The 22,433-nt window shown below is 63.5% G+C and carries 21 protein-coding genes; 14 read left to right on the forward strand and 7 right to left on the reverse strand.

From position 1 onward, the window contains the following. Positions 1 to 93: 93 nt before the first annotated feature. Both murJ and BLV04_RS00200 read right to left on the reverse strand, forming a co-directional pair. Positions 94 to 1,629: a murein biosynthesis integral membrane protein MurJ gene (gene murJ / locus BLV04_RS00195; protein ID WP_093026942.1), complete on the reverse strand. Its 1,536-nt coding sequence runs from the start codon at positions 1,627 to 1,629 to the stop codon at positions 94 to 96. A 266-nt stretch (positions 1,630 to 1,895) separates the two neighbouring features. Next, complete coding sequence (locus BLV04_RS00200; RefSeq protein WP_093026944.1) at positions 1,896 to 2,192, reverse strand: YMGG-like glycine zipper-containing protein; 297 nt, start codon at positions 2,190 to 2,192, stop codon at positions 1,896 to 1,898. Between the two features lie 421 nt (positions 2,193 to 2,613). On the opposite strand from BLV04_RS00200, the gene rpsT reads away from it, so the two are divergent. Next, positions 2,614 to 2,877 (forward strand): 30S ribosomal protein S20, encoded by a 264-nt coding sequence (gene rpsT, locus BLV04_RS00205; RefSeq protein ID WP_093026946.1) that lies wholly within the window; start codon positions 2,614 to 2,616, stop codon positions 2,875 to 2,877. Between the two features lie 170 nt (positions 2,878 to 3,047). On the opposite strand, the gene lgt is transcribed toward rpsT, so the two are convergent. From lgt to BLV04_RS00220, 3 genes are all read right to left on the reverse strand, one after another. Next, positions 3,048 to 3,875, reverse strand: a complete 828-nt coding sequence (gene lgt / locus BLV04_RS00210; protein WP_093026948.1) for a prolipoprotein diacylglyceryl transferase — start codon at positions 3,873 to 3,875, stop codon at positions 3,048 to 3,050. A gap of 127 nt (positions 3,876 to 4,002) precedes the next feature. Beyond that, on the reverse strand, positions 4,003 to 6,102 hold the full coding sequence (locus BLV04_RS00215) for a hypothetical protein (protein ID WP_175534424.1): 2,100 nt from the start codon (positions 6,100 to 6,102) through the stop codon (positions 4,003 to 4,005). Positions 6,103 to 6,106: 4 nt separating this feature from the next. Then, complete coding sequence (locus BLV04_RS00220) at positions 6,107 to 6,655, reverse strand: Smr/MutS family protein (RefSeq protein WP_093026950.1); 549 nt, start codon at positions 6,653 to 6,655, stop codon at positions 6,107 to 6,109. 680 nt (positions 6,656 to 7,335) lie between these two features. Between BLV04_RS00220 and surE the strand changes: the two genes are divergently transcribed. The 13 genes from surE to ccoS all read left to right on the forward strand — a co-directional run bounded on the left by surE (position 7,336) and on the right by ccoS (position 19,926). Then, entirely contained in the window at positions 7,336 to 8,085 is a 750-nt protein-coding gene (gene surE, locus BLV04_RS00230; protein WP_093026954.1) for a 5'/3'-nucleotidase SurE, read from the forward strand. A gap of 29 nt (positions 8,086 to 8,114) precedes the next feature. Next, the gene (locus BLV04_RS00235; RefSeq protein WP_175534456.1) at positions 8,115 to 8,747 is read left to right on the forward strand and encodes a protein-L-isoaspartate(D-aspartate) O-methyltransferase; all 633 of its coding nucleotides are present in this window, start codon (positions 8,115 to 8,117) and stop codon (positions 8,745 to 8,747) included. 14 nt (positions 8,748 to 8,761) lie between these two features. Continuing rightward, entirely contained in the window at positions 8,762 to 9,658 is an 897-nt protein-coding gene (locus BLV04_RS00240; RefSeq protein WP_093026958.1) for a peptidoglycan DD-metalloendopeptidase family protein, read from the forward strand. Positions 9,659 to 9,688: 30 nt separating this feature from the next. Beyond that, the gene (gene rpoS, locus BLV04_RS00245; protein ID WP_093026960.1) at positions 9,689 to 10,723 is read left to right on the forward strand and encodes an RNA polymerase sigma factor RpoS; all 1,035 of its coding nucleotides are present in this window, start codon (positions 9,689 to 9,691) and stop codon (positions 10,721 to 10,723) included. Positions 10,724 to 10,951: 228 nt separating this feature from the next. Further along, positions 10,952 to 12,385 carry a cytochrome-c oxidase, cbb3-type subunit I gene (ccoN, locus tag BLV04_RS00250; RefSeq protein ID WP_093026963.1) on the forward strand — a complete coding sequence of 478 codons (1,434 nt, stop codon included), beginning with the start codon at positions 10,952 to 10,954 and terminating at the stop codon, positions 12,383 to 12,385. Positions 12,386 to 12,403: 18 nt separating this feature from the next. Next, the gene (gene ccoO, locus BLV04_RS00255; RefSeq protein WP_093026965.1) at positions 12,404 to 13,150 is read left to right on the forward strand and encodes a cytochrome-c oxidase, cbb3-type subunit II; all 747 of its coding nucleotides are present in this window, start codon (positions 12,404 to 12,406) and stop codon (positions 13,148 to 13,150) included. Further along, complete coding sequence (locus BLV04_RS00260) at positions 13,143 to 13,358, forward strand: cbb3-type cytochrome c oxidase subunit 3 (RefSeq protein ID WP_093026967.1); 216 nt, start codon at positions 13,143 to 13,145, stop codon at positions 13,356 to 13,358. The genes ccoO and BLV04_RS00260 overlap by 8 nt, the downstream gene beginning before the upstream one ends. Continuing rightward, positions 13,345 to 14,259, forward strand: a complete 915-nt coding sequence (gene ccoP, locus BLV04_RS00265; protein ID WP_093026969.1) for a cytochrome-c oxidase, cbb3-type subunit III — start codon at positions 13,345 to 13,347, stop codon at positions 14,257 to 14,259. The genes BLV04_RS00260 and ccoP overlap by 14 nt, the downstream gene beginning before the upstream one ends. A 71-nt stretch (positions 14,260 to 14,330) precedes the next feature. Next, complete coding sequence (locus BLV04_RS24725) at positions 14,331 to 14,477, forward strand: hypothetical protein (protein ID WP_175534425.1); 147 nt, start codon at positions 14,331 to 14,333, stop codon at positions 14,475 to 14,477. Between the two features lie 337 nt (positions 14,478 to 14,814). Beyond that, the gene (gene ccoG / locus BLV04_RS00270; protein WP_093026971.1) at positions 14,815 to 16,245 is read left to right on the forward strand and encodes a cytochrome c oxidase accessory protein CcoG; all 1,431 of its coding nucleotides are present in this window, start codon (positions 14,815 to 14,817) and stop codon (positions 16,243 to 16,245) included. A 111-nt stretch (positions 16,246 to 16,356) separates the two neighbouring features. Beyond that, positions 16,357 to 16,872, forward strand: a complete 516-nt coding sequence (locus BLV04_RS00275) for a FixH family protein (RefSeq protein ID WP_093026973.1) — start codon at positions 16,357 to 16,359, stop codon at positions 16,870 to 16,872. Positions 16,873 to 16,957: 85 nt separating this feature from the next. Then, complete coding sequence (locus BLV04_RS00280) at positions 16,958 to 19,432, forward strand: heavy metal translocating P-type ATPase (protein ID WP_245731680.1); 2,475 nt, start codon at positions 16,958 to 16,960, stop codon at positions 19,430 to 19,432. 233 nt (positions 19,433 to 19,665) lie between these two features. Next, on the forward strand, positions 19,666 to 19,926 hold the full coding sequence (gene ccoS, locus BLV04_RS00285) for a cbb3-type cytochrome oxidase assembly protein CcoS (protein ID WP_093026977.1): 261 nt from the start codon (positions 19,666 to 19,668) through the stop codon (positions 19,924 to 19,926). Between the two features lie 128 nt (positions 19,927 to 20,054). Here ccoS and BLV04_RS00290 read toward each other — a convergent pair whose 3' ends face one another. Both BLV04_RS00290 and BLV04_RS00295 read right to left on the reverse strand, forming a co-directional pair. Continuing rightward, positions 20,055 to 20,615, reverse strand: a complete 561-nt coding sequence (locus BLV04_RS00290) for a gamma carbonic anhydrase family protein (protein ID WP_093026979.1) — start codon at positions 20,613 to 20,615, stop codon at positions 20,055 to 20,057. Positions 20,616 to 20,767: 152 nt separating this feature from the next. After that, positions 20,768 to 22,402, reverse strand: a complete 1,635-nt coding sequence (locus BLV04_RS00295; protein ID WP_093026981.1) for an alpha-D-glucose phosphate-specific phosphoglucomutase — start codon at positions 22,400 to 22,402, stop codon at positions 20,768 to 20,770. Positions 22,403 to 22,433: the final 31 nt, after the last annotated feature.

Raw genomic sequence — 22,433 nt, forward strand, 5'->3', positions numbered from 1 at the left:
TCAGTATACGCGAGCACCGCGACGCCCCGAACCGTCAAGCGGGCATTGTCCGGTCGAGTCGACTGCCGATCGTCCGCCGCCGGCGACCCCGACCTATTCCCGCCCCATGAAGTGCCGCGGGCGAATGCCCAAGGTGAGGAGTGCACCGGCATAGACAGCACCGCCGATCAGAATCCACATCAGCAAGCGCCAGATGCGCTCGCCGAGACCCATCGCGATCCAGTCCGCGGTCACGCCGACCCCCAGATAAATGACGATTCCCATTAGAAGATTGGCGATCATCGCCTTGATCATCAGAGGGATCCATGTGCGCTTCGGGCGAAAGATGCGTTCCTTCAGCAGACCGCGCAGCAGCAAGCCGGCGTTGGTGATGGCCGCGATCGTCGTGGCCGCCGCAAGCCCGGCATGACCGAAGGGGAACATCAGGATCAGGTTGAGGACCATGTTGGTCACAAGCGCGATGACCGCGATCCGCACCGGGGTCTTCATGTCCTGACGGGCATAGTAACCGGGCGCCAACACCTTGATCCCCATGAAGGCAACCAGACCGAGCGAGTAGGCCATGAGACTCAGTCTGGCCTTATCGACATCGTTGGCTCCGAACTCGCCCGAATAGAAGAGTGTCGCGATCATGGGGCCGGCCAAGAGCAGGAGACCGACTGCGCAGGGCACGCCCAGCAACAAGACCCAACGCAGTGCCCAGTCCATGGTGTAGGAGAAGGCAACCGGATCGTCGGCGGCATGACGTTGCGACAGGCGCGGCAGGATCACGGTCGCCAGCGCGACGGCGAGGATCCCCAGCGGGAACTCCATCAACCGATCCGAATAGTAGAGCCAGGAGATGCTCCCGGTGACCAGGAAAGACGCCAGCAGGGTATCCAGCAACAGGCTGATCTGGCCGACCGAGACCCCGAAGAGTGCCGGCACCATCAGCTTAACCGTCTTACGTACGCCGGGATCCGTGGTCGCCAGGCGCGGACGCGGCAGCAGTTTGAGCTGTCGCAGGAAGGGGATCTGAAAGAGCAGCTGCGCGATTCCGGCGATGAAGACGCCCCAGGCCAGCGCGACGATCGGCCTGTCCATCAGAGGTGCGAGATAGACGGCGCAGAGGATCAGCGAGATGTTGAGCAGAACGGGCGTGAAGGCCGGGATGCCGAAACGCTCGTAGGTATTCAGGATGCCGCCCGCGAAGGCGGTCAGGGAGATGAACAACAGATAGGGAAAGGTCAGCCGCAGCATCTCGGTGGCGAGGGCCAACTGCTCGGGCTCGTTCACGAAGCCCGGGGCGAAGACCAGGATCAACACCGGCGCGCCCACGACACCGAGCACGGTGACCAGCAGCAGAACGGCACCGAGCGTGCCGGCGACCGCATCCACATAGGCTTTCAGGGCCGCGAAGCCGCGCTTCTCCTTGTACTCGTTGAGCACCGGCACGAAGGCCATGGAGAAGGCGCCTTCGGCGAAGAGCCGGCGCATGAAGTTCGGGATCTTGAAGGCGACGAAGAAGGCATCCGTTCCGGCGTCGGCACCGAAGATCCGGGCGACCACCAGGTCGCGCACGAAGCCGAGGACCCGCGAGAGAAAGGTGTTGCTGCCGACCTTGGCGATCGAGGCTGCGAGTGAGGCCACGGCTGATACGACTCCGCAAAAAGCGCGGATTATAGGGGTGTGGGGAGGGCGGCGGCGATCGATCTATTCGGATCCGCCGAGGCACGCCGGCAGGACGCCGCGTTTCTCGGTCTCGGATGTGTGCGACGCCTCGGTGTCCGGAGGGCGGCGCCGTCGGTGCGAAGCACCGCGGCGCCGTGGCCGCAAGGGCGATGGCGCGTCGGGCGGATCGGCGTTGCCGCGAGAGCCGAATGCTCGGGCGGCGCAGGGACCGGCTCCGCGGATCGTCAGTAGCTCGTGGACTGTTGCCGATACTGCTGCTGGTTACGCTGTGCCTCCCATGCCTCGCGGTCCCGCTGTTGTTGCAGCTCCTTCTCATGCTGGTCGTACGCGAAGGAGCCGAGTGCCCCGACGCCGGCGCCGATCAGAGCGCCGCGACCGGCATTGGCGCTGAGTGAGCCGATGGCCGCGCCTGTGGCGGCACCGGCAGCCGCTCCGGTGGTGGTCCGGGAGGCCGTGGTGGTGCCGCAGCCGACGAGGGCCGCGGCAAGAATAGCGGTGATGAGCAAGGGCAGGGTTCTCATACTTCCAATCTCCGAATGATGCGCGAGCATTTCTGCTCGATGTTGGGTGCGGCTCTGATCGAGAGCACGCCGAATGATGTCTTGAATTGCGGGATCTGGGACGAAAGGTGAGGAATTCAAGCGTTCATGGATCGGTGGCGTCGGAGGTGTTGACGCATAACGGATTGACGCGGTTCCTCGCCGAACAAGATCGCGATAAACGCGGCGTTCGGATGTCCGTTCGGATATCTGAAGTCCGGTGTGCGGGATCAGGTTAGCCGGCTCTCCCGCGAGGCGCAACGTGGCGCTGTCGGGTCAGACAGGCGACTCGGCCATCGCGCGCATGGGCACGCACGCATTGACAGCACCCGAGGGCACATGGATACTACGCGGTCTTTACTCGGATTACAGCACTAGAGCGCCGGATTTTCAGGAGACCCCTTTGGCCAACTCAGCACAAGCCCGCAAGCGCGCCCGTCAGTCGGAAGACCGTCGTCAGCAGAACGCCTCGCAGCGAAGCACCCTGCGTACCTTCATGAAGAAGGTCATCAAAGCCATCCAGGCCGGCGACAAAGAAGCTGCCGTCCAAGCCTTCAAGGACGCGGTTCCGCGTATTGACCGGGCTGCGCGCAAGGGTCTTATCCATGCCAACAAGGCCGCTCGTCACAAGAGCCGGATGAATGCCCACATCAAGGGTATGAGCTAGCCGCTGTTCGGCACCGATCTCCGGCGCACAAAAAAACCGGCCTTCGAGGCCGGTTTTTTTATGCCTTCTCGGGCGAGACTAGAGAGAGCTATCAGCGATCAGCCGTGAGCGTTCTGGGTGCAGGATGTTGACAGCTGAGACCAAGGCGACGGAGGAACCCCTCCGTCGGCTTACGACGAGCGGCGTCCGTAGGCGAGCGCGAGCAGCAGTGCGCCGAACAGGATCATGGGCGTCGACAGCAGTTGCCCCATCGTCAGCCAGTCGAAGGCGAGATAGCCGATATGGGCGTCCGGCACGCGCACGAATTCAGCGGCAAACCTGGAGAGCCCGTAGCCGAGCAGGAAGACCCCGGAGACGGCCATCATGGGGCGCGGTTTGCTGGAAAAGACCCAGAGGACAATGAAGAGTGCGAGACCCTCGAGCGCGGCCTGATAGAGCTGCGAGGCATGCACCGGGATGCTCCACGCCGTCCCTTGGGGAAGATCCGCGCATTGCGCCGGAAATTCCAGGCAGGGCAGACGCATCCCCCAGGGGAGATCGGTCCGGTGACCCCAGAGCTCGCCGTTGATGAAGTTGCCGATCCGCCCGGCGAAGAGTCCCAGAGGAACGAGCGGCGCGAGGAAGTCGCCGACCTGGAAGAACCGCATGCGATGGCTGCGTGCGAACAAGTAGATCGCGATCAAGACCCCGATCAGTCCGCCGTGGAAGGCCATTCCGCCCTCCCAGACCTTGAGGATGTTCAGCGGGTTCGCGGCCAGTTGGTCGAACCCGTAGAAGAGCATGTAGCCGAGTCGCCCGCCGACGATGGTCCCGATGACGCCGTAGAAGATGAGATCGTCGACCATCTCGGTGGTCCAGCCCGACCCGGGGCGGCCTGCCCGCCAGCGCCCCAGTATCCAGGCGGCAGCGAATCCGACGAGGTACATGAGCCCGTACCAGTGGATCCGAAGGGGTCCAAGGCCGAGTGCGACGGGATCGATATCGGGATAGGTCAACATGGCGGCGCTAGTATACAGGGCGGTTTCGGGTTGGAAGATTTAAGTTTCGAGACGCATCGCACCGAGCGCCGGGGCGGCGTCCGGTCGGCGATCCCGGTCGACGGCCGACGGTGGAGCGTCGGCGTGATCATTCGCCGTGCCTGGGCTCCGCAACCCCTCGGACGAACGCATGCGCCGTGCCTCGGAAGTCGAAGTTCGGCAGTTTGGACAGAAACTGCCCGGCGAATTGAGACGCCCACTGCGGAACGGCCCCCTCGCGATCCTCGGGGAGCGGGTCGAGAAGCCTGGCCCCGGGCGTGATCAGGTCCGGGGACGTTGCGGAGAAGCCGGCGACGCCCGTGTATCGGAAGATCCCGTAGAAGCCTTCGGCGCCATAGCTCCCGCCGTGATTCAAGGTCGATTCCGCGAGACCGAGGCCCGCGAGCGGGAGGTCTTGGGCTGATTTGTGCGGCTCATCGAAGGCCTCGAAGGCATGGATCTGAACCCCTGTGTCTCGCGACCAGCGGAATGCCTCGGTCAAGAAGCGGGCGCTCGTCGAGGCGTTGAAATACGCTTGGAAGACATCGATGCCCGGCTGCTCGACACGGGTGTCGCTCGCGACGAGATGCTCGCGAACACGGGCGAATGCCGATCCGGATGCAACTGGCCGGGCGCCGACGACATAGCCCGGGAGGTTGAAGGCGATGCCGTTGGTGGGATGACCGATCTCGCCGATCATGAGCTCCACCCTCTTGCCGTCGGAGAGACCCGCGATCGACGCCTCCAACCGGCGCCACTGGATGGACAGCTCGCCGTCTTCGTGGTCGAAGAAGGCGTCCCAGTGCCCGGTCGCTCGTGCCTGCTCCACCGCCTCCGGGCTTGGATAGATGTTTTCCATCAGGACGTCCGCGACCCGGGTCAGCTCGCGCACATCCTGCGTGAATCGTTGGATCGCGGGATCGGTCGAGTCGGCATCCGCGCCCCGGAAGGCGTGGCTCCGGACCCCGACGGCGAGTCCGAGTCCCTCGAAGTCGCCGCCGGGCGCCATCTGCGCACGGGCGAAGCGCACCATCTCGGTCACTTGTCGGGTCGGCGTCATGGTGTCGCCGAGCGGTGCGGTGACCTCGGCGTACTCGTTGGAGACGATCAGATGGGTGACTGTCCCCGGGTGGCGTTCGTTGGCGACCTGCGCTTGGGCGAGTGCGGAGCGGATGGCGAAACGCATGCGCGGGTTGATCAGGGTGCCGTCGACGGCGATGTTCGGCACACCCTGTTTGATCGTCAGGAGAGTCTTGCCGGCACGGGCGTTGATCTCGGAGGCAGCAAGGGCGATCTGCGCGTTGGCGTCGCCGAGAAAGAAGCCGGGATTCAGGGCGGCCCCGGGCGCGTCCCGATCCGCCGGCTCGAAGATGCGCAGATGGACCGCCGTGAGCGCGAGATCATGCCCGGCCGTTCCGGTCGTTTCCAAGATCACTCGGTCCGGGGCGGGGACGACAAAGGTCGCCTCGGGCGGGAAGTAGACGTAGAGCTCGTCGATCGCGGTTTGGGTCGTCGGCGTTTCCGCATCGGCGGCGAAGAAGTCGACCCGGTTCTCGGCCCAGACCGGGAGGACCACGAAGTCCTCCTCGCCGAGTCTGCGCCAATAGCCGAGGTCGAAACCGGTGCCGTAGGTGGAGAGGGTCAGCGGGGCGCCGCCGGCCTCCTGCACCAGAAAGGCGAGCTGGCGATGGACCGAGCCCCGATGGTCGATGGAGACCGCGGTCTGCGGTGTCGGGCCATCGAAGTGCTTGAAGTAGGTTCGGCTCCACGCGCTTGCGCTCGCGTCTCGGAGCGCGGAGATGTCCAGGTCCAAGGCGCCCTGCGCCTCGATCCGGCTCACCCGGCCTTCGCGATCGAAATGCAGCGCCACCTGTTGGCGGGCCGCCCAGAGGCCGGCGTGCGGCTGGGTCACGGAGATGCCGCCGCGATAGCTGTTGAACGCCGGGGTATAAAGCCGGTCGGGTGCGAAGGGGTTGTCGGCAGTGGCGCTCCATTGACCGACATAGGGTTGATAGGCGAGTCCCATGATCGGGCCGCCTGCCCCTCCGTCTAACCCTGCCGCTCCGGCCTCCGCGGGAACAAGGATCAGGATCGCGATGATCCGCAGGACGCCGACCGTGGTCTCGCGCCATATCCGACGGCCTGTCTTCCCCGTCGGATGGCTTGGATTCGGTGCGGCGGGATCGAGAATCACGGCGAGGGACGTCACGGGCTCAGGGCGTCCGGCTCGATTTGTTCGGATTGCGCAGCAGGACATAGACGGCGCCGGTCCCCCCGTCGCGCCGCGTGGCGGAGCAGAACGCCAGCACCTCCTCGTAGAGACGCAGCCAATAATTCACCTTCTGTTTGAGCACCGGCTGCCGGCCGGCCGAGCGATAGCCCTTGCCGTGGACGATGAGGGCGCAGCGGACGTGGCGCCGGGCGCATTCGGCAAGGAACTCGGCGAGGAGTCCGCGCGCCTGCTCGGCATGCAGTCCGTGCAGGTCGAGCTCCAGTCCGACCTCGATGCCGCCGCGCTGCAGCTCAGCCATCAGGCGCCGCTGGACACCGGGGCGCGTGAAGAGGAGAAATTCATGCGTCTCCACCTCCGACTCGGACAACAGGGCGCCGCCTTGTGCCTCGGGCAACTCGACGGGGCGCGGGCGCGGGACGGGTGGCGGTCTGCGTCGTTCGTGCTCGACCTGGTCATGGCGAACCGGCTCTGCGTCCTGGACATGCTCGCGAAACAATGCCAAATCAGATTCTTGGATTTGTTTCTTCATGTCTGAACAGGGTATCGTTGCGCTTCGACGGAAGGTGTCGCCTGCAGGTCCGGCCTAAACCGCGTTCAGAGCGACATGCGTTACTTTCCTGTTGTATTTGGCCTTGGGGACTTCACCACCCGTGGTGCAGACGCGGTTTAAATTTTTATTTTTTGAACCGCGCCAGCTCCAACAAACGTCGAGTCTGCCGGGGCCGATCCCATCCAAAAACATCAACATACCGCACTGGGCGCGGTTTAGGGCAGTCCGAGGAGGCGAAAGTCCGCATCCATGATCACGCAGGCATCCGTCGGGTCGCTCTCGACGGGACGCGTCGGCTCGGCTCGCTCGGAGTCGTCGCTCGGCGCCGCAGTATAGCAGCGCTGCCCGGCCGAGACGGGCTCAAGCGCCCGGGGTGCCGGTGTGGGTGCTTTTGAGTATGATCCGGGCGTCCCCGGCGCGGTGGGCCCTGATCGAGTATCGGCTTTCTTCGGATGCGGTTTAAACCGCGTCCAGAGCGAGATGCTCATTTTCAAGTGAGCTCGACGTTTAGTGCATCCACGACCCTTAGCGGGGCCGCGGTTTAAAATGATATATTTTTTAATATCCTAAACCGCGCAGACTCCAACGCTCGTCAAGCCTGCCGGGGCTGATCCCATCCAAAAACATCGCATACTGCGCCGGGCGCGGTTTAGGACGACATGAAGATTCTCGTGAGCAACGACGACGGCTACCAGTCGCCGGGCCTGATCAGGCTTGCCGACGCCCTTTCCGCGCTCGGAGACGTCCTTGTCGTGGCGCCCGAGCGCGATCGCAGCGGTGCCAGCAATTCCTTGACGTTGGATGTGCCGCTGCGGGCGACCCGAATGGCGAACGGCTACATCCGTGTCGACGGAACCCCGACGGATTGCGTCCACCTGGCCTTGACCGGCTTGGTGGATGTCGACCCCGATATCGTGGTGGCCGGGATCAATCACGGTCCGAATCTCGGCGACGACGTGCTCTATTCCGGGACCGTTGCGGCCGCCACCGAGGGGCGCTTCCTCGGGCTGCCGGCGATTGCGGTCTCCATGTACGCGCATGAGCCGCAGCACCTTGAAACCGGCGCGGCAGTGGCGGTTCAACTGGTCACCCGGTTGCGGGAGGCGCCGCTCGAGTCCACCATCATCCTGAACGTCAACGTACCGGACGTTCCATACGACCAGATCAAGGGCTTCGTCGCGACCCGCTTGGGGCATCGGCACAAGGCGGAGGCCGTCGTCCCGGCGCTGGATCCGCGCGGGCGTCGCATCTATTGGGTCGGACCCGCCGGACCGGAGCAGGACGCGGGGCCCGGCACGGATTTCTTCGCCGTGCGCAGCGGTTTTGTCTCGATCACCCCCTTGCAGGTGGACCTGACACGACACAGTGCGTTGGAATCCGTTCGCCAATGGTTGGATACGCGCCCTTGAGCGCCGGGACTGTCCACCAAGGGATCGGGATGACCTCGCAGCGCACCCGCGCTCGCTTGATTCAGCGTCTGGAAGAGGCGGGGATCCGAATGCCCGAGCTCCTCGACGTGATTCGCCGATTGCCACGCCATCTGTTCGTCGACGAGGCGTTGGCGAGCCGGGCCTACGAGGATTCAGCGCTGCCGATCGGTCATGGCCAAACCATCTCTCAGCCCTACACGGTCGCGCGGATGACCCAGGCGCTGATGGAGCCATCCAAGCCCGATACCGTGCTTGAGATCGGCACGGGCTCGGGGTTTCAGACGGCTGTCCTTGCATCGCTGGTGCGTCGGGTCTACAGCGTCGAGCGGATCGGGGCCTTGCTCGAGCGCGCTCGGGATCGACTGCGCCTGCTTGAGTATCGAAATATCCGCTTTCGCCATGACGACGGTGCGCTCGGCTGGCCCGAATATGCCCCCTTCGACGGTATCCTGGTGACGGCGGCACCGCGCGGTGTCCCGCGCGTCCTGGCCGAGCAGTTGGCGCCCGGGGGCGTCATGATCCTGCCGGTTTGGGAAGGGGATGCTCAGGTGCTTCTGCGCGTCACGCGCACCGCTCAAGGCTTCGAGCAGGAGGTCCTCGAGCCAGTCAGTTTCGTGCCCCTGGTTTCGGGCGTGTCTTAGAGAAGGAGATTCGGATGCTCGGTCTGGAGCATACCCATGCCGCCTCGACGTGCGGATGGCCGCCGTCGCTATCGGTGGCCTGCGACGGCCGTGTCGCGGATGCGGTGCGGCGTCTTGCGAGGCCGTCGATCGGCCTCTGGTTGCTTGCCCTGTGCTTAATCGCACTGCTCGGAGGCTGTGCCTCCAAGGGGCCGGCACCGGTCGGCGGCTGGGATTGGGTCGGTCCGGTTCCGGACGGCTACTACCTCATCCGCCGGGGCGACACGCTCAGCGAGGTTGCGACTCGGCACGGCGTCGGTGTTCGGACACTCGCGGATTGGAATGGCCTTGAGTCACCCTACTCGATCTATGCCGGTCGACTCCTTCGGGTGGTGCCTCCGGACGGCTCGCCCGCGCCGCAGCCATCCGCGGCCCAGGGTGCTCCTGCGGTCGTCGCGGCGCCTGCGCCTGCGACCCCGCAGCGCGCTCCGCAAGCTACCGGCACGTCTAACGCAGCCGGGAATGCGGCGAAGGCCGGCCCCGCCGCAGCCTCGGGCCTGTCCTGGACTTGGCCGCTCGAGGGCTCGCTCGCGCAGAGGTTCAGCGCCGGCGACCGCACGCGCCAAGGCATCCGGATCCGCGGGCGCGCCGGCGAGCAGGTGAAGGCCGCAGGCGATGGCCAGGTCGTCTACAGCGGCGGTGGACTCAAAGGGTACGGCAACCTTATCATCATCAAACATAACGACAAATATCTGAGCGCTTACGGGTTCAATCGCAGGCTGCTCGCTGCCGAGGGGGATCGGGTCAAGCGCGGACAGGCGGTCGCGGAAGTAGGTCAAGCGGTCGATGGCGGCGGCTACCTCCTGCACTTCGAGATTCGCCGAGACGGCACGGCCGTCGACCCGCTACTCTATCTGCCTCCGCGAAGGTAACCGCGTCCGACCCGACGGAGGAAGATGTGGATGTCAAGCGCCGACGCTCGTGAGCCCAAGGTCGATGTTGCCGATTTCGCCTCGGACCTTGATGGCGAGATCCTGCTCGACGGCGAGGACTCCGAGCCGACCGACGAGGAGATCGACTCCGACGAGGCCGATCCGGTCGAGTCCGAGCCGATCGAGCCGGCGGCCGTCGAACCCGCCGCCGAGCGCTTCAGCTCGGGCGAAGGCGATTTCGATGCGACCCGTCTTTATCTGAACGAAATCGGCGAGTCCAAGCTCCTCACCGCGGAGGAAGAGGTCAGTCTCGCGCGGGCAGCCCAGAGCGGCGACAACGCCTCGCGCCACCGCATGATCGTCTGCAACCTCCGGTTGGTGGTGAAAATCGCCCGGCGCTATCTCAATCGCGGCCTCCCTCTTTTGGATCTGATCGAGGAGGGCAACCTCGGTTTGATCCGCGCCGTAGAGAAATTCGACCCGGAGCGGGGGTTTCGTTTCTCCACCTATGCCACTTGGTGGATCCGTCAGACGATCGAGCGGGCGATCATGAACCAGACACGGACCGTGCGTCTGCCGATTCATGTCGTCAAGGAAATCAACATCTATCTCAAAGCGGCGCGAAAACTCTCGCAACGGTTGGATCATGAGCCGACCACGGAGGACATCGCGGTCCTGCTCGACAAGCCGATCGGTGAGGTCAAGCGGATGCTCGGGCTGAACGAGCGCATCGCGTCGGTGGACACGCCCTACAGCAAGGATGCCGACAAGCCGCTGGTCGACATGCTCCAGGACGAGGCCGCCGACGATCCTGCCGACCGCATCCAGGACACGGATATTCAAGCCAATCTCGAGCACTGGCTCGGAAAGCTCAACGCCAAGCAGCGCGAGGTGGTGGAACGTCGCTTCGGTCTGCACGGTTACGAGAACTCGACCCTCGAGAACGTCGCACAGGAGCTGGGTGTGACCCGAGAGCGGGTGCGTCAAATCCAAATGGATGCGTTGCGGCGCCTGCGCGATATCCTGGAAAAAGAAGGGTTTTCGATCGACGCTTTTTTCAAGTGATACCGTTCGTCCGGATATGTGATTGCCACCACATGGAACTGATCCAGGTCAATGACTGTAGCGGTATATCCCATATGGGTCAGGTCGGATGCCCTGCTCCCATGTTGACTTTACGACTCTGATCCAGTGATATGACCCGCGCACTGTCGCCCGATGGAGCGACATAACGAGACGGCTGGATCGCCTTATAATCCTTGTTGTTTTCCCGACGTTTTCTGGGAGGGTCTAATGGAAGCCAGTCTGGAACGGAAGTACAACTTCGACGTTGTACGCTGGTTCACGATCATGGCCGTCGTCTACCTGGTGGTGGGCGCGTCTGTCGGGGTCTATATCGCAGCGGAGCTGGCTTGGCCGGCCCTGAATCTGGATAGCCCCTATCTATCGTTCGGGCGCCTGCGCCCGCTCCATACCAACGCCGTCATCTTCGCCTTCGGCGGCTGTACCCTGATGGCCACCGCCTTCTATACCGTCCAACGCACCTGCGGCGCACGCCTCTGGAGCGACAAGATGGCGTGGTTTACCTTTTGGGGTTGGAATCTCGTCATCGTGCTTGCCGTCATCACCCTTCCGCTGGGTCTGACCCAATCGAAGGAATACGCCGAGCTGGAATGGCCGGTCGATATCCTGATCGCCGTGGTTTGGCTCTCTTTCACCATCAACTTCGTGATGACGATCGCCAACCGGAAGTCCTCGCACATCTATGTGTCGAACTGGTTCTTCCTCGGCATGATGATCATGATCGTCTATCTGCATGTGGTGAACAGCCTGGCCATCCCGGTCGGACTCTTCAAGTCCTATTCGGTCTTCTCCGGCGTCCAGGACGCCATGATCCAGTGGTGGTGGGGGCATAATGCCGTCGGGTTTTACCTGACGGCCGGCTTCCTCGGGATCATGTATTACTTTGTGCCCAAGCAGGCGGGGCGTCCGATCTACTCCTATCGCCTTTCGGTCATCCATTTCTGGGCGTTGATGTTCGGCTATGTCTGGCTCGGTGCGCATCATCTGCAGTACACCGCGCTGCCCGATTGGACCGGATCGCTCGGGGCCGCGGTCTCCATCGCAATGATCATCCCCTCCTGGGGTGGTGCCGTGAACGGCATGATGACCCTCTCGGGTGCCTGGGATCGGTTGCGGACCGACTATGTTCTGCGTTTCCTGATCATCGCACTCGCCTTCTACGCCATGTCGACCTTCGAAGGACCGGTGATGTCGCTGAAGACGGTCAACGCACTGTCGCATTACACCGACTGGACGATCGGTCACGTACATTCCGGCGCGCTGGGTTGGGTGGCCGGCATCTCGATCGGTGCCATCTACCACCTGATGACCCGTCTGTATCACACCGAGATGTTCTCGGTGCGTCTGATCAACTTCCATTTCTGGACGGCGACGATCGGCACCGTGATCTATATCGTGGCCATGTGGGTCTCGGGGATCATGCAGGGTCTGATGTGGCGGGCTTATGACGAGTACGGCACCTTGGCCTACACCTTTGTCGAGTCCGTAGACGCGATGCACCCCTACTACGCGATGCGTACCGTCGGTGGTGCGATCTTCCTGCTCGGTGCCGTCGTGATGCTTTTCAACATCTTGATGACCGTGCGCAAGTCGTTGTCCGAAGGCAGCCTGAGCAAGGCGCGCGCCTTGCCGGCGGCGGCATGATCTCCGGAGTAGCATCTAATGGCCGATAAAAAGACGAAGCCGAAGTCCTTTCAGGAATGGATGGAGGTCAACATCTGGGGCCTGCTCATCGTGACGGCCCTGGTGCTGTCCGTAGGCGGGTTGGTCGAGATCGTCCCGCTCTTCTATATGAAGAACACCATGGAGTATCACACCTATCCGGAGATCGTGTGGGACAAGGCCGGAAAAGAGCCGATCGTGACCGTCGACGAGTCCGGTCAGCAGCAATGGAATTGGAAGACGGGCGAGGGGATGCGTCCCTACACGGCGCTCGAGCTGGCCGGGCGCGATATTTACCAGAGCAATGGTTGTTATCTCTGTCACTCGCAGATGATTCGTCCCTTCCGTGACGAGCGAGAGCGTTACGGCCACTACTCGCTGGCCTCCGAGTCCATGTTCGATCATCCCTTCCAGTGGGGATCGAAGCGGACGGGCCCCGATCTGGCGCGTGTGGGCGGCAAGTACTCCGACGAATGGCAGCGTCAGCATCTGCGTGCACCGCGTTCCCTAGTTCCGGAGTCCGTGATGCCGGGCTACCCCTGGCTGGACGAGAATTATCTTAGCGGCAAGAAGATGCAGCGGCACATGCGCGGCATGCGGGCGGTGGGGGTGCCCTATTCCGATGCCGATATCGACGCCGCACCGGCCCTCGTGGAAGGAAAGACCGAGATGGATGCGCTGGTGACCTATCTTCAGGTCCTCGGCACGATGGTCGCTCTCGACGAGTCCAAGACCTACCGTGAGTAGGCTCAGCGACTACTTCCAGACCGATTGGCAGGCGATGACGACGAATGATTGGATCGGCACGATTCTCACCGTCGTTATCTTCCTGCTGATGGTCGGTGCCTACTTCTACGTCTTTCGTCCCAAGAACCGGGAAAAGCTCGAAGCCATGAAACACATCCCGTTCGAAGAGGACAACGAGAACACCGGAGACCCACATGGCCGAAAATAACCCCTTCCCCGGTGAGAACAATACCGGGCATGTCTGGGACGACAACCTGCGGGAACTGGCGAATCCGCCGCCGCGGTGGTGGATGCTCGGATTTTGGGCGTCCATCCTCTTCGTCATCGTCTACACGATCCTTTATCCGAGCTGGCCGGTCGGTCAGCAGGCGACACCCGGCCTGTTGGGGTGGACGCAGATCCAGGAGTACGAGCAGGGTGTCGCTCAGGTCGACGCGAAGCGCGGTCCGTTCGAAGAACAGATCAGCCAGATGACCGCCGAGGAGATCATCGCCGATCCGGGTCTGCTGCAGTACACGCTGGCATCGGCCAAGGTGCTGTTCGGGGATTATTGCTCCGCCTGCCACGGCAGCGGTGGGCAAGGCAATCCCGGCTACCCTGTCCTGGCTGATGACGACTGGCTCTACGGCGGCTCGATGGTGAAGATCAAGGAGACGTTGACGAACGGGCGCAAAGGCGCCATGACCGCGCACGCGACGATCCTCTCCCAGGAAGAGATCGATGCGCTTGCACACTGGGTTGTCGAGATGAACGAAGGCGGCGCAGGCAGTGCGGAGGGTTGGGAGCTGTATCGCGCCAAGGGCTGCAACGCTTGTCACGGCGAGAAGGCGAACGGCGTGCTGGTCGAGTTGGCGGACGGCGAGATCGTGAGTGTCGGTGCGGCGAATCTTACCGACAGCATCTGGCGCTTCGAGCCGGGCGGCTTCGAGAGTGCGCGACACACGATCATGTATGGCGTCAACCAGCCGGGCGTGCCCGAAACCCGCGATGCGGTGATGCCGGCCTTCGGATCGGTCGCGAAGGTGGACGATGTCGAGGTTCGCAAGCTCAACGATCAGGATATCAAGAAGCTCGCCATCTACGTCCACCAGCTCGGCGGGGGCGGATGAGTCGATCGGGATGAAGTGTGGGCCGGCACACCGGCCCGCAGGCAACGAGGGGTGCAAGGGGGGAGATCGACATGACCGGAGGACTGACGTGGGACTTCGTGACTTGGATGTCGCTTGCAATGGTGGTCATCGCTATCCTGATTATCGTGTTCCTGGTCTACAAGGTCATCACTTTGATGAACAGGGATGCGGAGGCGCATAAGAACAACGAGCATTGAAGGCGTTGGACGTGCTGTCATGTCATCGAGGGGGATCTGAGATCCCCCTTTTTTTGTACCGTAAACGGCTTCCGAATCAACTGGTTGCGCTTGCGAAAACGCATGGCCAAAAAGCAGCCGGAGGCGTAAGCTGGCTTATTTATGGATGCGGCGATCGGGTGATTTCGACCGGCCGACGTCGTTTTCGGGTAGATCCGCCCGACCGGATTCGATCCCGTGGGTCTGATCGGCCGGACCACGCCTGCGTCTCTTCCCCCTCGCGCGCCATCACGATGCGCCTGCACAGCAACGCTCGAGCGCGCCTGTCGTAACCTTGACCCCGTCGTGGAGATGGTCAGTGAGCACGAATCCTGTCGCAACCCAAACCGCCGTCGACGACCTCTATGCCGAGGCCGAGCATTGGCATGTCAATACCGGCGGTGAGACGATTCACGCCAAACGTCTTGCCGGGCGGTGGCGCACCATCAAGTGGGCGGCTGCCTCGGTCTGGTTGATCTACTTCCTGGGACCCTATTTGCGTTGGGACGGCCGACAGGCGGTCTTGTTCGATATCCCGAACCGGCAATATCACATCTTCGGCGCGACGGTCCTTCCGCAGGACTTCTGGATGCTGTCGCTGTTGTTGCTGTTCTTCGCCATCCTGCTTGCCGTGGCGACCGCGTTGGTCGGCCGTGTCTGGTGCGGCTACTTCTGCTTCCAGACGGTGTGGACCGACATCTACACCTGGATCGAGGAGAAGCTCGAGGGCAGTCCGCCGCAGCGCCGGAAGCTCGACAAGGCGCCCATGTCCCCAAGCAAGTTTCGGATCAAGGCGACCAAGCACGCCCTTTGGCTCTTGATCGGCTTCATCACGGGTATCAGCTTCGTGGCCTGGTTTACCGACGCACCCGCTCTATGGGGGAGCTTCTTCACCGGCGAGTCCGGTCCCGTGGCCTATATCACGGTCGCGCTCTTCACCGTCGGGACCTACGGCCTCGCCGGTTTCATGCGCGAGCAGACGTGCTTCTGGCTCTGCCCCTATGCGCGAATCCAAGGCGTCATGCTCGACAAGACGACCATTGTGCCGACCTACGATGTCGCGCGCGGCGAGCCGCGCGGACGCGTGAAACGCGGCGGAGTCGGCGAAACGCGCACGGGCGGCGACTGCGTCGACTGCAACCAGTGTGTCGCCGTCTGCCCGACCGGTGTCGATATCCGCAACGGGCAACAGGAGGGATGCATCACCTGTGCGCTCTGCATCGATGCCTGCGACCAGGTGATGGATAAGGTCGGACGTCCGCGCGGACTGATCCGCTATGCCTCGCTCGACGAGCTCGAAGGATTGCCCACCAAGACACTCTTGCTGCGTCCGCGTGTCTGGGTGTACGCGGCGATCATGAGTGTCGCGCTGGCCGGGATCCTCTATGGGTTCTCCACCTTGGCGGCGATCGACCTCAAGGTTCTGCACGAGCGCGCGCCGCTGTATGTGCGGCTCAGCGACGGATCCATCCAGAACAAATACACACTGAAGATCCTCAACAAGATGCCCGAGGAGCTCTCCGTGCGGATCAGCGTGACGGGCCCCGACGGCTTGACGCTCGTCGGCGCGGACGAGCCGATCGTGGCACCGCCGGGCGGAGTGACCCCCGCCGTCGTCTTCGTCAAGGTGCCGAAGCGTTCGCTCGACGGCGAACAGCACCCCGTGCAGTTTCATGTCGAAGCGGCGAGGCCGTCGGGCGCTGTGGTCGAGGCCGACCGGGAAAGCGTTTTCATCGGGCCGCGTCGCTAGGCAGGTTCGGGCGATCGAGAGCCGACGCCTGCGTCGGCTCTCTCGAAGCGGTTCCCGGGCAATCCGGGGAATGGCGAAAAAAGATTGAGGCAATATAAAGCGATGAGCTCGATGACCCACACCACTGAAACCAATTCCAAACCGACCCCTGCCCTGCGCAGCCCCTGGGTTCTGGCCTGGATCGGCCTGATCGTCACGGTGCTGGCCGTTAATCTGATCTTCGTGTTTCTCGCCATCCGCACCAATCCCGGGTTGGTCAACGCAAATTATTACGAGCGTGGACAAGACTACGAGCGCAACCTGGTTTCGCGCCAGGCACGCGATCCGGGTTGGCTGATGCGTGCGGATATCCCTAGACCGCTGACGGCCGGTGTGGAGGAGTCGATGAGGCTTGTCCTGGTCGATCATGCGGGTCAGCCTGTCGACGTCGACGAGGCGACCTTCTACGCCTATCGACCGTCGGACGTCTCGCGCGATTTCGCTTTGCCGATGATTCGCGAGGCCAAGGGCCGTTATCTGGTGGAGACATCCTTTCCGTTGATCGGTGTTTGGGACATCCTGATCGCCGCGAAGAGCGGCGAGGACGAATACAGCGTCGGCGAGCGTGTCAACGTCGCTCGCCCCTGAGGTTCGAACGCCTCCGGTTTCGAGCCTCCAATCGCAGCCGCAGCCGGATGCGTCCTCGGCCCCAACGCGCTGCTTTCACTGCGGTCTGCCGGTCGCCGAATCTGCGCGCGAGACGGCCTTTATTGCCGGTCGCGAGCGGGCCTTCTGTTGCATCGGCTGCAAGTCGGTCTGCGAGGCGATCTTCGCCGCCGGACTCGAGGGTTTCTACAAGCGCACCCCCGAGGGCGAGATCTTCGGTCCGCCTCCCGAGCCGCCGAAGGACTTGGGCGTCTTCGACCTCGACGCCGTGCAGGAGGAGTTTACCGACACCGCCGGCGAGTCCCGCGAGATCAATCTGCTGGTCGAAGGCATCCACTGCGCGGCCTGTGTCTGGCTGATCGAAAAGGGGCTTTGTGCCATGCCGGGGGTCGAGGAGGCCCGTGTGAATCTCACCGGCCGGCGGCTGCGCGTGCGTTGGGACAACGGGCGCTTGAAGCTCTCGCGGATCCTGCGCCGACTCGCCGATCTCGGCTATGCCGCCGCGCCCTTCGATCCCGAATCCGCCGAGGGTGCGATCGGGCGCGAGAACCGCGCCATGCTCTACCGCATGGCCTGGGCCGGTTTCGCGATGATGAACCTCATGTGGATCTCGATCGCGCTCTATGCCGGCGCCGATCAAGGCGAGTTCCGCGGTCTCTTTCAATGGCTCGGTTTTGCCATCGCCACACCCACGCTGCTGTATTCGGGTGCGCCCTTCTTTCGCGGCGCTTGGTCCGGTCTGCGCTCGGGCCATCTGAGCATGGACCTGCCGATCGCCATCGGTGTGACGACCACCTACATCTACTCCCTCTATGTCACGCTCGGCATCTCGCGCATCGGCGACGTCTACTGGGACACCGTCGTCAATTTCCTCTTCGTCATCCTGGTCGGGCGCTATCTCGAAGCGATCTCGCGCCGCAAGGCCGTCGCCTCGACACAACGGCTGCTCGATCTGCAGCCGAAGGTCGCGACCCGGTTGGACGGAGAGGGCGGGGAGACCGAGTCGGTCGTTCCCGTGCGCGCACTCAAGCTCGGCGAGCGCGTGCTGGTGCGTCCCGGCGAGCGGATCCCCGTCGACGGGGAGGTGATCGCGGGCGGCAGCGGGGTGGATGAATCCATGTTGACCGGCGAGTCGCGACCGGTCGCCAAGGCGGTGGGCGATCAGGTGGTCGCGGGTACCATCAACGGTGCCGGTGTCCTGACGGTGCGCATCGGTGCCTTGCTGCGCGAGACCGCGCTGGGTCGCATCATCCGGCTGGTCGAGGACGCTCAAGCCAGCAAGGCCCCGATCCAGCGGCTTGCCGACCGGATCGTGCCCTGGTTCGTCGCGGCAACCCTCGGTCTGGCGACCTCGACCTTCCTGATTTGGATGCGGGTGGATGTCGAGGTCGCGGTCATGGCGGCGACAGCCGTGCTTATTATCACCTGTCCCTGCGCCTTCGGAATGGCCACACCCATGGCGGTCGCCGTGGCGACCGGGCTTGCCGCCTCGCGCGGCATCCTGGTGAAGAACGGTGCCGTACTCGAGCGGCTCTCCTCGATCGATCATTTCGTCTTCGACAAGACCGGGACGCTGACTCTCGGGCGACCCGCCGTGACGGGGCTCGCGAGCGAGCCCGGTAATTGGCGCCAACTCGACGGACCGCATGATCTGACGCCCGAGGAGCGCGATGTCCTCGGTGTGCTCCAAGCGCTCGAACGGCTCTCCGAGCATCCGATTGCCGCCGCCATCCTGAACCTTTGCGAGCGTGCCGAGATCGGCCGCATCGCCGCGCCGGTGGATGCGGTCGAGGTCGCGCCCGGACTCGGGATCAAGGGGATTGTCGCGGGTGTGGAGATCCTCGCGGGCTCGCGGGAGTGGTTAATCCGCAACGGCGTGCAGCCCTGGTTCGACGGCGACGAGCAGTCCGCCGGTACCTCGGGCCTCGTCCATTGCGCGCGGGCCGGCCAAGAGGTGCTGCGGCTCGGCGTCGCCGATCCGCTGCGTCCCGACGCCGCACGCGTTATCGCGCGGATGCGCGAGCGCGGGATCCGGGTGACGCTCCTGAGCGGTGATCGCCGCGAGACGGCCGAGGCGATCGCAGCACAGCTCGGAGGCGGGATCGAGGTCATCGCCGAGGTGATGCCCGAGGACAAGGACCGCGTGATCGCCGAGCTTCAGCGCGACGGGCATCGGGTCGCCATGGTGGGCGACGGGGTGAACGACGCGCCTGCCTTGGTGCGGGCAGATGTCGGTATCGCCATGGGGAGCGGGACCGATGTCTCGATCGCCAGCGCGGATATCGTGCTCATGTCCAGCGAGCTCGGGCGTGTCGAGGAGGCGGCCCGACTGTCGCGACGCACCCTTCGGACCATCCGCCAGAACATCGGTATTTCGGTGGTTTACAATCTCATCATGGTCCCGCTTGCGATGGCCGCGGTCATCACGCCCCTGATCGCCGCCGTCTCGATGCCGCTCAGCTCGCTGGCGGTCATCGGCAACTCGGCGCGGATACGTGCGGTGTTTAAGCCGAGGGACGACGGCGCTCCGCGCGCGCCCTGACGCGAGCGGGCGCTTAAACCGCGTCCAGAGCGAGATGCTCACTTTCGAGTGAGCTCGACGTTTGGCACATCCATGGCCTTAGCGGGGACGCGGTTTAAAATAATCTATTTTTTAATCTCTTAAACCGCGCAGTGCCCAGCGGTCGACAACACTGCCGGGGCCGATCCCATCCAAAAACATCGCATACCGCAATGGGCGCGGTTTAATGGCATGAAGTGGAGGTTCGATCGACGATGGACGTGATCTACGGCCTGATCCCCGGCATGCTGGTCCTCGGACTCGCTGCGGTTGCCGTGCTCTTCTGGGCGACCCGAACCGGCCAATACGATGATCTGGACGGCGACGGTCGGCGTATCCTCATGGACGAAGATGAGGAGGATGTCGACCCGCGGCGTGCGCCCCCCATGGACGCCGAGCCCGATCTGAATCCCGTAGAGAGTGATCCGCAAGGTGAGATGCGCCATCGACGCCATCCCGATCAAGAGCCTCGGTAGACGACGGGATTCAGGAGATAAAGAACATTAAAAAATTACTTAAACTTCGGCATCCACCGGCGATCCAGGGGGCTCCGACATCACCGGAGCCTACCGACATCTCAAACCCCAGAGGGCCGAAGTTTAATTTAGAACTCGTTTTGAAGGCGTTTGTATCCCCGGACCAAATCGACATTGGCTCGGATCACGTCCTCCGAGAACTCGCTCGCTTGAGGCGTGACCCGCTGGATGGAATCCAGATCGGTCGAAGGGCCGATGCGCGTCGTGGAGGGGACGTAGAACTCGGGCGGGAGGTCGCAGCCGTCGACCACCGCGTTGTGGCGGACCACGCAGCCGTCGCCGACCCGACAGTTGAAGAGTACGCTGTTGAAGCCGATGAAGACCCGGTTGCCGACATGGCAGGGGCCGTGGACGATGGAGCGATGCGCAATCGAGGTGTTCATTCCGACGGTGACCGCTGCGCCGGACTTCGAATGAATGACCACGCCGTCCTGGATGTTCGAGTTGGCGCCGATCACCACCGGCTCCATTTCACCCTGTGCATCGACCTCGTCGGCGCGGATGACGGCGTAGGGACCCACGAAGACGTTCTCGTGGATGATGACCTTCCCGCAGATGATCGCGGTCTTGTCGATGTAAGCGGATTCGTCGATCACCGGCAAATCGCCGGAAGGGTTCTTGCGGATCATTCGGAATGCCTGTCTGGATAAGTCCTTCGCTGGAGCCGGCGCGGTTTAAGATTTTAAAAAATAGATCATTTTAAAGCGCGTCTCCGCTAAGGGTTTTGGATGCACCGAACGTCGAGCTCACTCGAAAATGAGCATCTCGCTCTGGACGCGCTTTAGGTGACGACGTCCGGCTCGCTGCGCCCGGTCCGTGCCTCGATCTGAGCGAGCTCGCACGCGATCAGGATCAGCGGTTGCATCGCCTCTTGGGTGTCCCGCTGGTGACGATCGGGATCCGGCTCGAAGAATTCGAGATAGATCCGCAGCGTCGCCCCCTCGGTACCCGTGCCCGAGAGACGAAAGACGATGCGTGCGCCGCTCTCGAAGCCGATGCGGATGCCCTGTCGCTCGGAGCGGCTGCCGTCGATCGGGTCGGTGTAGGCGAAATCGTCCGCGTAGCTCACCGTCTGATCGCCGAGCCGCCGACCGGGCAGGCCGGGGAGCAGAATCCCCAGGTGGTCCATCAGACCTTCCGCGGCGGTGGCGTCGACGGACTCGTAATCGTGCCGGGTGTAGAAATTGCGGCCGAAACGGCGCCAGTGCTCGGCCAGGATCTCGGCGACCGATTGCTGGCGCACGGCCAGCAGGTTCAACCAGAAGAGCACGGCCCAGAGACCGTCCTTCTCGCGGACATGGTCGGATCCGGTGCCGAAGCTCTCCTCGCCGCAGAGCGTGATCCGGCCGGCGTCGAGCAGGTTCCCGAAGAATTTCCAGCCGGTCGGGGTCTCGAAGCATTCCACGCCCAACTGCTCGGCGACACGATCCGCGGCCTGGCTGGTCGGCATGGAGCGCGCGATGCCGCGGATGCCGGCGCGATAGCCGGGAACCAGGTGCGCATTCGCCGCGAGCACCGCAAGGCTGTCGCTCGGGGTGACGAAGCACTTCTTGCCGAGGATCATGTTGCGGTCGCCGTCGCCGTCCGAGGCCGCACCGAAGTCCAGCGCATCCGGTCCCTCGGTCATGGCCACCAGCTCTTTGGCATGCGCGAGATTCGGATCCGGATGTCCGCCGCCGAAATCCTCCAGCGCTTCGCCGTTCAGGACGGTGCCCGGTGCCGCGCCCAGGCGCGTCTCGATGATCTCTTTGGCATAGGGGCCGGTCACGGCATGCATGGCATCGAAGCGCATGCGGAAGATGCCGGAATTGAACAACTGGTGGATGGCGTTGAAGTCGAACAGCGACTCCATCAGCTCGGCGTAATCGCTCACCGGGTCGATGATCTCGACCTCCATGTCGCCGATACGCACCGTGCCGAGCGCGTCCAGATCGGTCGCCGGGCAGTCGAGCGTGCGGTATTCGCGGATCGTTTGGGTCCGCGCGAAGATGGCGTCGGTGACCGACTCGGGCGCGGGTCCGCCTGCGGCGATGTTGAACTTGATGCCGAAGTCGCCGTCCGGGCCGCCTGGGTTGTGGCTCGCCGAGAGGATGATGCCGCCACGCGTGCGGTACTTGCGGATGATGCAGGAGGCGGCCGGTGTGGAGAGGATCCCACCGCGCCCGACCAGCGCGCGTTTGACCCCGTTGGCGGCCGCCATGCGCAGGATGGTTTGGATCGCCTCGCGATTGTAGTAACGTCCGTCGCCGCCGACGACCAGCGTCCCGCCCGCGACATCGGTCTGGGTGTCGAAGATCGCCTGAACGAAGTTCTCCAGATAGTGCGGCTGCCGGAACACATCGACCTTCTTGCGCAGGCCGGAGGTGCCGGGGCGCTGCCCCTCGAATGGCGTTGTCGCGATCACTTGCGGTTGCATCTTCAACCCCTTGACGTGTATTGACATGGCC

Origin of the sequence: Thiocapsa roseopersicina (genome assembly GCF_900106925.1) — a bacterium.
Taxonomy (GTDB): Bacteria; Pseudomonadota; Gammaproteobacteria; order Chromatiales; family Chromatiaceae; genus Thiocapsa; species Thiocapsa roseopersicina.